General features: G+C 36.3%; 11 protein-coding genes and 1 tRNA gene. 5 read left to right on the forward strand and 7 right to left on the reverse strand.

Annotated elements, in window-relative coordinates:
• Positions 1-97: 97 nt before the first annotated feature.
• On the forward strand, positions 98-865 hold the full coding sequence (gene yaaA, locus Q3Y49_RS13030) for a peroxide stress protein YaaA (RefSeq protein WP_303268743.1): 768 nt from the start codon (positions 98-100) through the stop codon (positions 863-865).
• A gap of 101 nt (positions 866-966) precedes the next feature.
• The gene (locus tag Q3Y49_RS13035; protein WP_303268745.1) at positions 967-2265 is read left to right on the forward strand and encodes an amidohydrolase; all 1299 of its coding nucleotides are present in this window, start codon (positions 967-969) and stop codon (positions 2263-2265) included.
• A 28-nt stretch (positions 2266-2293) separates the two neighbouring features.
• On the opposite strand, the gene Q3Y49_RS13040 is transcribed toward Q3Y49_RS13035, so the two are convergent.
• From Q3Y49_RS13040 to Q3Y49_RS13070, 7 genes are all read right to left on the reverse strand, one after another.
• Positions 2294-3391: an alanine racemase gene (locus Q3Y49_RS13040; RefSeq protein WP_303268747.1), complete on the reverse strand. Its 1098-nt coding sequence runs from the start codon at positions 3389-3391 to the stop codon at positions 2294-2296.
• 2 nt (positions 3392-3393) lie between these two features.
• Positions 3394-4149 (reverse strand): GIN domain-containing protein, encoded by a 756-nt coding sequence (locus Q3Y49_RS13045; protein ID WP_303268748.1) that lies wholly within the window; start codon positions 4147-4149, stop codon positions 3394-3396.
• Positions 4137-5222 (reverse strand): acyloxyacyl hydrolase, encoded by a 1086-nt coding sequence (locus Q3Y49_RS13050; protein ID WP_303268750.1) that lies wholly within the window; start codon positions 5220-5222, stop codon positions 4137-4139. The genes Q3Y49_RS13045 and Q3Y49_RS13050 overlap by 13 nt, the downstream gene beginning before the upstream one ends.
• Positions 5223-5234: 12 nt before the next feature.
• Positions 5235-6029 carry a thymidylate synthase gene (locus tag Q3Y49_RS13055; protein WP_303268751.1) on the reverse strand — a complete coding sequence of 265 codons (795 nt, stop codon included), beginning with the start codon at positions 6027-6029 and terminating at the stop codon, positions 5235-5237.
• 312 nt (positions 6030-6341) lie between these two features.
• Positions 6342-7541, reverse strand: coding sequence for a thiolase family protein (locus Q3Y49_RS13060; protein WP_303272106.1), 1200 nt, complete (start codon positions 7539-7541; stop codon positions 6342-6344).
• 192 nt (positions 7542-7733) lie between these two features.
• Positions 7734-8711 (reverse strand): PorP/SprF family type IX secretion system membrane protein, encoded by a 978-nt coding sequence (locus Q3Y49_RS13065; RefSeq protein ID WP_303268752.1) that lies wholly within the window; start codon positions 8709-8711, stop codon positions 7734-7736.
• A 286-nt stretch (positions 8712-8997) separates the two neighbouring features.
• The gene (locus tag Q3Y49_RS13070) at positions 8998-9663 is read right to left on the reverse strand and encodes an ABC transporter ATP-binding protein (protein ID WP_437439974.1); all 666 of its coding nucleotides are present in this window, start codon (positions 9661-9663) and stop codon (positions 8998-9000) included.
• A 284-nt stretch (positions 9664-9947) separates the two neighbouring features.
• On the opposite strand from Q3Y49_RS13070, the gene sucC reads away from it, so the two are divergent.
• The 3 genes from sucC (at position 9948) to Q3Y49_RS13085 (ending at position 12037) form a co-directional block, all read left to right on the forward strand.
• On the forward strand, positions 9948-11159 hold the full coding sequence (sucC, locus tag Q3Y49_RS13075; RefSeq protein ID WP_303268754.1) for an ADP-forming succinate--CoA ligase subunit beta: 1212 nt from the start codon (positions 9948-9950) through the stop codon (positions 11157-11159).
• An 87-nt stretch (positions 11160-11246) separates the two neighbouring features.
• Positions 11247-11320: transfer RNA gene (locus tag Q3Y49_RS13080), tRNA-Arg, on the forward strand.
• A gap of 225 nt (positions 11321-11545) precedes the next feature.
• Positions 11546-12037 (forward strand): CIA30 family protein, encoded by a 492-nt coding sequence (locus tag Q3Y49_RS13085; protein WP_303268755.1) that lies wholly within the window; start codon positions 11546-11548, stop codon positions 12035-12037.
• Positions 12038-12062: the final 25 nt, after the last annotated feature.

The following is a 12062-nucleotide window of genomic DNA, read 5'->3' on the forward strand; positions in this document are numbered from 1 at the left end:
ATTAATCTAGGATCTAGATTCTAGACTCTAGCTTCTAATATCTAATTCGTAACATTTTAATAAGTGCTAAGTTTATAATTCAAAATAAAGAAAAAACATGATTGCAATACTCTCACCAGCAAAAAGTCTGGATTTTGAAAAACAATTTGATTTAAGAAGTACAAAAACACGCTTTAATGAGGAAACTCATCAATTAATAGAAGTGCTCAAAACGAAATCAGAAGAGGAAGTTCAGGACTTGATGAGTATTAGTGATAGTTTGGCAAAATTAAATGTGGAGCGATATGATAATTTTAAAAAGCGAACTCCAAAACATGCCAAACAAGCTGCGCTAGCCTTTCAAGGAGATGTTTATCAAGGTTTGGTAGCTGAGGATTTTACTCAGGAAGAACACGATTTTGCCCAACAACATATCAGAATTTTATCTGGTTTGTATGGTTTACTTCGACCTTTAGATTTAATCCAGCCGTACAGATTGGAAATGGGTACTAAATTGGAAACGGATAAAGGCAATAACCTTTATGAATTTTGGGGAGATAAAATCACCGACCAACTCAGAAAGGATATCAAATCACAGGGCGATAAAATATTAGTCAATCTGGCTTCGAATGAATATTTTAAGTCTGTCAATATAAAAGAATTGAAAAAGGATTACCAAATCATTGACGTGGAGTTTAAGGATTTTAATAATGGGAAATATAAAATTGTTTCCTTTTTCGCAAAGAAAGCCAGAGGATTGATGGCCAGATATATTGTTAAAAACCAGATTGGCAAAGTAGAGGATCTAAAAGCCTTTGATTTGGATGGTTACGCCTTTGATGAAAAAGATTCAACAGATAGCAAATTAGCTTTTAAAAGGGGATAAAATATATTTGTTTAGTTCCAACTCAAACTACTTGGCTCAAACCTGTATACATTTCCTTAAATTATTTTAATATATTTAAGCTTCTTTAAAATCTTAACATCATGCAAAAGCTCATTACTTTACTATTGGCCATAATAATATTTCCTGCCTTTAGCTACTCACAAGATTTACACAAAATTGCTTTACAAAAAGCTGATATTATTGAAGGCAAGGTAATAGAATGGAGGAGGTATTTTCATGAAAATCCAGAATTATCCAATAGAGAGTATGAAACTGCTAAAAAAATAGCAGCGCATTTGAAAGATTTAGGTTTAGATGTTGAAACCGGGATTGCTCACACTGGTGTTGTAGCTATTTTAAAAGGAGGGAAGCCAGGGCCAGTAGTCGGATTAAGAGCTGATATAGATGCTTTACCAGTTACTGAACGAAATGACTTGTCTTTTAAATCTGAAGTCGTTACTGAATATAACGGTCAGGAAACAGGAGTAATGCATGCCTGTGGTCATGATACACATATCGCTATTATGATGGGCGTTGCAGAAGTATTCAGTGAGATAAAAGAAGATATTCCTGGCACCATAAAGTTTATATTTCAGCCCGCGGAAGAAGGTGTTCCTGCCGGAGAAAGGGGAGGAGCCAAAATGATGGTGGAAGAAGGTGTGCTGAAAAACCCTGATGTAGAAGCTATTTTTGGTTTGCACATTAATGCCGGAACTACAGTCGGACATATTAAATACAAAACAGAAGGCATAATGGCTGCTTCTGATCGATTTACAATCAACATCAAAGGTAAGCAAGCTCACGGTTCTACTCCTTGGGCTAGTGTAGATCCAATTGCTGTTTCAGCTCAAATCATCAACAGTTTGCAATATATTGTTTCTAGAAACTCAGAGTTGACTAAAGAAGCAGCTGTGGTGACAGTAGGAATCATGAAAGGAGGTAACCGATTTAATATTATTCCAGAATCAGCCATGTTGGAAGGAACAATCAGGACTTTAGATGAAGGTATGAGAGAAATGATTCATGAAAAAATTAAATTAACCGCTACTAATATTGCTGAAATAGCCAGGGCAACTGCGGATGTAGAAATAGTTGAAAATGCGCCATTAACCTATAACGACATTGATTTAACCAATCAGATGGTGTCATCTCTCCAAAAAACAGTAGGAGAAGAAAAACTGCATGTAATGAAGGCCATTACTGGAGCAGAAGATTTCTCATACTTCCAAAATGAAATTCCAGGGCTATATTTCTTTATCGGTGGGAAACCGGAAACAGAGTTAGAAGGACAAGCTTTAGGAGGTCACCACACCCCGGATTTCTATATTGATGAAAGCGGAATGCTCACAGGAGTGAAAGCATTTATCAATTTGACTTTGGATTATATGGAGGCGGATTGAGACACTACGGGCTTCTTGCTCCAAACTTCTAGCTTCTGTACTGAAACATCTTAATCTCCTCGCCATCGTGCGTATGATATTTTCCCATTAAATTTGCAGTGAGGCAAGAATGAATGGGAAGAACGTACAGCAGATCTCCTATCTTAATAGAATCAAAAGCTTCATCAGGTACATGAATTGTGCCGTGCTCTTGGGAAAGCTTTTTGACAAACCAGCCATTCTTAGGATTGCTCCAGCTATGCTCTCCTGATTCTGCAATCAGACCATAAATAGTATTGCCATCTTTCTCTATTCGATCTTTGGAGAAATGAATGGCACCCCCATAAACAATCACTTCATTTCTATCGGGATGTTTGGCCACTACCGGACAGGCCATAGCTACGGCTATATCATCATATCTGCAAGAACCAATTTCTGCTTGCATCACATCATAGAATACAAAATTACCAGGGCGCATTTCGTCTATACGATCGAAGTTTTCGCATACACTACAAGTAGGAGTGTCTCCATTTGAAATGATCAAATCCGGGAATTCTTGACTAAAATGCTCTTTCAACTTCATCATTTTTTCTGAAGTATAATCATGGATTTTACCAACCTCTTTTCTGCCTTTAGCCTGATAAGTATGTCCGGCATGCTGTAAAAAACCTTTTATGGTAATGAGATTATTACTTTCCAAAGCTATAAGGATGTCTTCAATTTCCTCATAATTTTCAGCACCAAGGCCTGTTCTATGGTAACCTGCATCTATTTTTAAAAAAACACCAATAGGATGCACCAAAAAGTCATTCAGTGCTTGAACAGTTGCAAGAGATTCAACGCATAAATTCAATTTTATCTTTCCTGCTAGATCGTTAACTGTGGTATGTTCCAATATATTTAAGGGAAAAGCCACAGTAATATCTGTCCATCCTGCATTGAAAAAATACTTTGCCATTTCTAAAGAGGAGACAGCACATTTGTTGATTTCATACTCCCTAAACCATTCTCCAATTTGTTGCGATTGATGAGTCTTGAAATGAGGCCGAAGTTCACAATTGAATTCTTTGGCTTTTGCAGCCATTCTTTCAATATTTTTACAAACAATATTTTTATTTAGTAATAATGTTGGCTTGGTGATATTCATAATTACTCTTTTTCCAAATCGATTAACTCTCCACCATTACTAACGGAAACATCTACTCCTGGATTACCAGTGTAGAGAATCCTTCCCGCATTTTCAATGCTGCCTTTCAGACTATCTTTTACATTGACAATAATATCATTATAACCTCTTTGTAGTACTGTAGCCCTATTTGCTACTAATTCGCTACAATCAAACTGTCCATCATTAAAATAAGCTGCAATTCTTAAGCTATTTGCTTTTCCTGATACATTAAAATTCGTTGAAGAATTGCTTGATATGTTGGTGTTATTATTATTGATGTTTAAATCAACTTCATTGCTGGCATCTTCAATTCTTAATCTTAAATCATTTCTAACTGTATCTGGAGCTGAAATGTCTCCATCACTCAAACATAGAATATTGATAGTACTTTTATTAGTGAACCATTTTAATTTTGGTTTTTCAAAATCTCTGGTCCAACCACAGGAATTCTGGTTGAAAAAGCTAAGGGAGTCATTTTCATTTTCCATCTCTATTTTGGAAATCAAATTCTCGCCATAAGTTAATTCAAAGAATTCACGATCCGTTTCCACTATTTCCAATTCAATATCATCATAAATTAGGAGTTCATTAAAACTTCCAAAGTCATTAATTCTAATAGTAATTTCTTCTCCTGATTTTTTGAAGCAGTCAAAAGCTTCTTCAGAATCGCAAGCTGAACCAATAGTGATGAACAAAAATGCAAATACTAGTACGATATTTCTTCTTAAAATCTCCATCCAATTCCTATTTCTGCCTGTTCAGCGGTTGCTGCATGTGTTTTCAAAGCTACTTGTGCCAAAAAGTTTTCATGAAATTGATATTTCAAGCCATAGCGTTGGTAAATTGGCATATTTAATTTACTAGGATCATAAATGTACAGACCCAATTGAGTAATAAATCCTAGCTTTCCAAATTTCAACTCATGACCAATGAGTAGACCTAGACGCCTAAAGTCACGTATTTCTTCATTACGATTAATCCTAAACCAACTGGTTCTGATTTGTTCTTTTAAAGCATAACTATGAAAATATTCTAGGCCCAGTCCCCAATCGCTTTTAGCATTAACAAATTTTTGGCCGAACAAAAGGAGGTTGAAAAAGGGCATTGGTTTCCTTACTTGCAAAGTTCTGGTATTTCTTCCTCCACTTAGTAAGAGATATATTTGATAGGGAGGTGCATCTAAAGGCTTGATTTCGCGGGACTCATCTTCATTTGCAGATTTGATTTTATAAGATAAACCAATATTAGCTGTAATAATATTAACACCCCTGTTAGGGGCTCTTTGTGCTCCGTTGCTACTATGTGTAATGTTGAGATTCGGTGTAAAACTTATGTTTTCATTAAACTTTATTTCATAAGTTAATCTAGTTTGTAACAGATAAGTAATGGTGCTAGTCACCATATTGTTCTGGTTATTGGTTTCCCTGTCATAAGGATTTGTACTAAAAACCAATCCTGTACCAATGCGAAAATATAAGGCAGTATTTTCAGTTCTGCGAAGTGGTAAATCCATTGCTGCACTTCCCACCACTAAATGACCTAACTTTGGATTGTGTAAATTGTAATATGACAAGCCATAGCTGACCAAAGGTTTATTGTACAGGCTTTCCCATTCTCTTTTCCCATTTAGCTTTTGCTGCAAACTGAATTCAATTCCAGTGGGATGAGAATTGGCTAAATGACTCACGTATTCATTATGCTTGAGAATAAAGCCTTTAATGACTTGACCATTAAGATACCAATCATAACTTTGCGCTATCGTTGAAAAACTACAAAATAGTATGAGTACAGCAAGAATTAACTTTTTCAATATGTAAAATAATTAGACTGCAACGACTGCTTTAATATGTGGATGACATTGGTAGTCCACTAATTCGAAATCCTCAAATTTGAAATCAAATATGCTTTTAACATCTGGATTGATTTTCATTGTAGGAAGAGGGAAGGGCTCTCTGGAAAGTTGCAATTCTGTTTGTTCCAAATGATTGGAATATAAATGCGCATCTCCTAGCGTATGGATGAATTCTCCAACTTCTAAATCACAAACCTGAGCCACCATCATAGTTAAAAGTGCGTAAGATGCAATATTAAAAGGCACTCCCAAGAACACGTCTGCCGAGCGTTGATATAGCTGGCAGCTTAACTTACCATTCGCTACATAAAATTGAAATAGGGCATGGCATGGTGGTAAAGCCATGTTCGGAACATCAGATACATTCCATGCACTTACCATAATTCTTCTCGAATTAGGAGTATTTTTGATTTGATCAATTATTTGACTGATTTGGTCAATATGCTTTCCATCTGGTGTAGGCCAATTTCTCCATTGAGAACCATAGACAGGCCCTAATTCTCCATTTTCATCTGCCCATTCATCCCAAATCGATACGCCATTTTCCTTTAAATATTGAATGTTCGTTTCCCCTTTTAAAAACCAAAGCAATTCATGAATAATGGATCTTAAGTGCAGTTTTTTAGTAGTCACGACTGGAAAACCCTCCGATAAATCAAAACGCATTTGATACCCAAAAACGCTGATTGTACCGGTCCCGGTTCTATCGCCTTTTTGTGTTCCATTATCTAAAATGTGCTGCATTAGGTCGTGGTACTGTTTCATTTTGCTTTGATTTAATTGCTGTGTATTGAAATAATTTTTAAAGTTAATAAATGGCTGAAAATTACCTATGAAACATCATATAATATAATACAAAATGTGAAATTGTGACCAGTATCAAACGGGCAAATTCAATTCTATTTCTTTGTGATTTTTCTGTTTTAGTATATAGAAAATAGAATACTGCATAATAGGGGAGTGGCAATGCAATAAATGCCATTTCAGGAATTGGAAGTTTGCCCATTATGATTATTACCGCTGGGATCCAATAGATAAATGATGAAAATCGTTTTACTCTCTCTAAATCCATTTTCTTTAAAGTTTTTCGTATATAATAGCTGCGCCCTGGCCTACTCCTACGCACATAGTCGCCAATCCGTATTTAACATCACCTCTTTTTTGCATTTCATGTAAAAGTGTAGCTGAAATTCTAGTTCCGCTAGCACCCAAAGGATGACCTATTGCAATAGAACCACCATTGACATTTATGATATTTGGATTTAAATCCAAATCTTGTATGCAGGCAATAGATTGAGAAGCAAATGCTTCGTTCAATTCAATCAGATCAATATCCGATACCCTAAGTCCGGCCCTTTTCAATGCTTTTTGGGTAGCTGGCACTGGCCCTATTCCCATGGTATCAGGACTTACTCCTGCGATTGCCATGCTCACAACCCTCGCTATTGGTTTTAAATTGAATTTTTTTAATGTTTCCTCATTTACGATTAGGCTGGCGGCCGAACCATCATTTACGCCACTAGCATTTCCTGCGGTAACAGAGCCGTCCTTTTTGAAAGCAGGTTTTAATGAAGCTAATTTTTCAACAGAAGAGAGCCTTGGGTGCTCATCTTTATCGAATAATATATCATCTGTTTTTCTTTGAGGAATAGACACTGGAACTATTTCATTATCGAATTTTCCTGCTTTGTGTGCGGCATCATACTTAAGCTGGGAATTATGTGCAAATTCATCCTGTGCATCTCTGCTAATCTTCCATTTTTCTGCAACGTTTTCTGCCGTTTCACCCATTGCAAAAGGATAATGAATTTCTGCTAACTTGGGATTTATAAATCTCCATCCAATAGTGGTGTCGTAAACTTCCTGGACTCTGGAATAAGCTGTTTCTGCTTTTGCCATTACAAAAGGAGCGCGAGTCATGCTTTCAACCCCACCGGCTATAAATGCATCACCATCGCCTAACATGGTGGCCCTACTGGCGTCCATAATGGACTGCAAACCCGAAGCGCATAATCTATTGACAGTTATCCCGCCAACTTCTAAGGGTAAACCAGCCATTAATCCAGCCATTCTCGCCACGTTCCTGTTGTCTTCCCCTGCTTGATTGGCAGCGCCAAAAATGACATCCTCCAGTAATGATTTGTCAAAATTAGCTTGTCTTTCCAGTAGGCTTTTTATGATGTGTGCAGCCAAATCGTCTGGTCTTATACTACTTAAAGTGCCTCCGAATTTGCCAACCGGAGTTCGGGCTATATCTACAATGTATGCTGTGTTGATCATTTCCATAAATTTATAAAAGCGAAATTAAGCTTTTTAATTTCAAGCTAAAAATGAGAAGTGAAAATGTTATTCTTGTTGACACTTTTAATTATAAATCTAGTCAAATAGAAAGGGCAGACTGCTTGCACAATCTGCCCAATTCATCATCATCCATCATTTAGGGTCATCACTCCCCAAATATTTTTAGTTTTATCTTAAGCTTTTATATAAATCAGGACATTTCCCTCTATATTGTTTGCTTGGGTCTTTTCCTTTCCATTGAAATCGGTAAGACATTGTGAATTCGTTGGTGGCCCCGTAATTAATTTGTGCATTTTGTAAGCTGTGGTCGTAGCTATATCCTAAATTGAATTGTTGATAGGAAAAACCAATGGTAAAAACCATTGCCTGCTTCAGTCTGTACCATGTTCCTAATGTCAGGAAGTTGTTACTCCAATAGCCACCTACATTTAAATATTCCATAGCCGCTTGGTTTTCGTAAACAATAGATGGCGTGAGGGAATAAGCTTTTTTGCTGTAAGAATACTTTTGAAATCTATAAGCGATATGAGCAGAATATCTTCTCGGTAAAATAGCATCTGATTCTGGATTAAATCTTTCTTGAGGAGTGTTGATATGAGAAATATTTAATCCTGCCACTAACTTGTCTGTTGCATATACAAAACCTACACCAATATCCACCATATTGGTTCTGGACTGACCAAATCGTTCGGCTGTTGGGTAGCGGTCACTGCTACCTGCGCTAAGTTGATCTTCAAAAGTTAGGCCGCTCCAGTCAAATGATTTTTGAAAATAGTTTAAGGAAATACCACTACCGATTACAGCTCTATTATTTAATTCTATTCTGTGGGATAAGGTAGTACCTATTGCATTATTTTTGATGACCCCGTCCATTTGCTGGTCGTTAAGTGCATGTATGGCTAGACCCGATTGTTTGCCCAAAGGCGTATCAAATGAAAAATAAGAGGCGTTATAAGCCTGCAAGTTGCTCCATTGTTGTCTGTGGGCTAAAGTTAATCTGGGATTTCCTTCGGAACCTGCCAAGGCACTATTCAAATAAATAGGGTTGGCGTAAAACTGTGAGAAATAAACGTCTTGGGCTTTTGAATTCATTTTGAATCCTAACAAGAATGCTAAAATGGTCGGAATGATGAATACCTTTTTCATTTTGATTTATTTTGATGAATGATATTACAAATATGCGGGACAGTATCATCCTATAAATCGGCAGAAAACGGAAATAATAATTAGGGGAAATACTTAGGGGAGAAAAGAAACCTGAAATCTGAATGTAAAATGACAATTCTAGAATTTATGTAAAATAGTCTTTCTTAGGAGTGATAAGGAAGCATTATTAATCAGCTACCATATTTGATTTGTTTTTTCTCTCGACTTTAGTATGTTCTCTTGAAAAAGGTAATTAGGGCATTAATGACCTAATCAAATGGTAAACTTAAAGCAATCTACTTAACTTACCATCCTTCATTTGATGTCGTTCATCCGAAATAGCAGCAAGGTCTTTGTTATGCGTAACGATTACAAACGCCTGCCCAAATTCATCGCGTAATTTCAGGAATAGTGAATGAAGCTCTTCAGCATTTTTAGAGTCTAGATTGCCACTTGGCTCATCTGCAAATACGATAGACGGATTATTCATTAAGGCCCTCGCAACCGCCACTCTTTGTTGTTCACCACCACTAAGCTGACCTGGTTTATGATCTGCTCTTTTATCGATACCAAGAATTTTCATCAATTCTTTAGCTCTAGCTATCGAAGATTTCTCATCTATTTTGGAAATATAGGCGGGGATTAAAATGTTCTCTTCAGCGGTAAATTCAGGCAAAAGATTATGGAACTGAAAAATAAAACCAATGGAGCTATTACGGAAATTGGATAATTTACTTCCGGAAAGCTTACTAATATCATGATCATTGAAAAAAAGTTCGCCACTGTCGGCCTGATCTAAAGTTCCTAAAATATGTAATAAGGTACTTTTTCCAGCACCACTGGGCCCCACGATAGCATTAATTTTTGCTGCATCTAGCTTGAAATCAATACCGTCTAAGACTTTTAAGTCTCCGTAATGCTTTTGAATATTTTCAGCTCTCAATATACTCATGGCTCAAAGATAATGAAAACAAGAAATTTGAAATATGAAAGTTGAATTATCTGGAATATGAAAATAAAAAAAATTCAATCATCAGCATCCTATTTTAAATCTTGTTGTACAAAACCAACTTGAAAAGCTGCAAACCTGCAAAGCTGCTCACCTAAAAACTAATCCGCCTAAAAACCCCAACCCTTGCCCACCTCAATACATCAACACTTTTTCACTTGAATATTGCCAATTCTGGTTGAATAATAATATTTAATGCCGTACATTCGCACAAAAATTATCCAAGAATGAACATACACGAATATCAAGCTAAAGGAATACTTGAAAAGTACGGAGTAACCATTCAGAAAGGAATTGTTGCCGATACACCGGAAGAAGCTACTGAAGCTGCCAAAAAGCTCAATCAAGAGACTGGTACTGAGTGGTATGTGCTAAAAGCACAAATCCATGCAGGAGGAAGAGGAAAAGGAAAAGTGAAAGAAACAGACTCAAATGGTGTTGTATTGGCCAAAAGCTTAGAAGATGTTGCCCCAAAATCTAAGGCTATCTTAGGTGGTACATTGGTAACTCATCAGACTGGTGAAGAAGGAAAAGTTGTCAATAAATTATTGATAGCTCAGGATGTTTATTATCCTGGTGAAAATGAGCCAAAGGAATATTATGTTGGTATATTACTAGACAGAGCCAAAGGATGTAATGTAATCATGGCATCTACAGAAGGTGGAGTTGATATTGAAGATGTTGCAGAAAATACACCAGAGAAGATTATTAAAGAGTGGATCGACCCTAGAGTTGGTTTACAAGGATTTCAGGCAAGAAAAGTTGCTTTTAAGTTAGGCTTGGAAGGGGATGCTTTCAAAAATATGGTGAAATTCATTCATTCACTATACAATGCTTATGATGCAACTGATTCATCGATGTTTGAAATCAATCCAGTCCTTAAAACTTCTGATAATAAAATTTTAGCAGTTGATGCAAAAGTGAATTTGGATGATTCTGCATTGTTCAGACATAAGGATCTTGCGGAAATGCGTGATAAGTCAGAAGAAGATCCGGCTGAAGTTGAAGCGGCTGAATCAGGCTTGAATTATGTAAAATTAGATGGTAATGTGGGTTGTATGGTAAATGGTGCCGGACTTGCAATGGCCACTATGGATATCATTAAACTATCAGGTGGTGATCCTGCTAACTTCTTGGATGTAGGGGGAAGCGCAAATGCGCAAACTGTTGAAGCAGGTTTTAGAATCATCTTGAAAGACCCTAAAGTTGAAGCTATCTTGATCAACATCTTTGGCGGTATCGTTCGTTGCGATAGAGTGGCTAAAGGCGTGGTAGAAGCTTATAAAAACATAGGAGACATTAAAGTGCCAATCATAGTGCGTTTACAAGGAACAAATGCAGAAGAAGGCGCAAAAATCATAGAAGAGTCAGGTTTGAAAGTTACTTCTGCCATTGTATTGAAAGATGCAGCAGAAAGAGTAAAAGAAGCTCTAGCTTAATTACGAATTATGAATTGAATAATTACGAATTACGAATGGCAATACTAAAATTCGTAATTCGTAATTCACTAATTCTTAATTAGAAATGCACCCGTAGCTCAACTGGATAGAGTATCGGATTTCGGCTCCGAGGGTTGGGGGTTCGACTCCCTTCGGGTGTACTATTTCATAAGTAAAGTCTCTCAAATTAATTTTTGAGAGACTTTTTTATTTTAGTATTTTTTAAAATAAATTAAGCTTCATTTAGTGCTTAATCATCTAATCTCCGATGCCATGCAGGTAATATAAACAAATCCACTTTCCTAGTTGTTTTCATCGCATTAGTAAGAATATATAAATAATGCATAATGTTCAAATTTATATTTATCAGTTTAATCCTATTTACAATGCATACCAACATAATCTTTGATTTCGATTCCAATAAAGATATAAATACCTGGAGTGTAGTGGATGATGCCGTAATGGGAGGGATGTCAAATGGAACTTTTCAGTTATCTAAGGATGGTCATGGAGTGTTCACTGGATATGTAACTACGGAAAATAATGGAGGTTTTTCCTCTGTTCGATATGAGTTTGAAAAGATGAGTGTGGAAGGCTATGAAAATGTGGTGATAAAATTGAAAGGTGATGGAAAAGATTACCAGTTTAGAATAAAAGCTAGTAGAAGCGATTACTATTCCTACATTAGGGAATTCTCTACCACAGGTGAATGGGAAGAAATATCAATCCCTCTCAGTGATTTTTACCCTTCTTTTAGAGGTAGGAAACTGAATATGTCTAATTTCTCTAGGAACTCAATTGAAGAAGTCGCCTTTTTAATTGGGAATAAGAAAAAGGAGAGTTTCCGCTTAATCATTGATAAGATTGAGTTGAAGTAAAAGCAATAGAATTAAATCTTTTGGT

Origin of the sequence: Marivirga harenae (assembly GCF_030534335.1) — a bacterium.
Classification (GTDB): Bacteria; Bacteroidota; Bacteroidia; order Cytophagales; family Cyclobacteriaceae; genus Marivirga; species Marivirga harenae.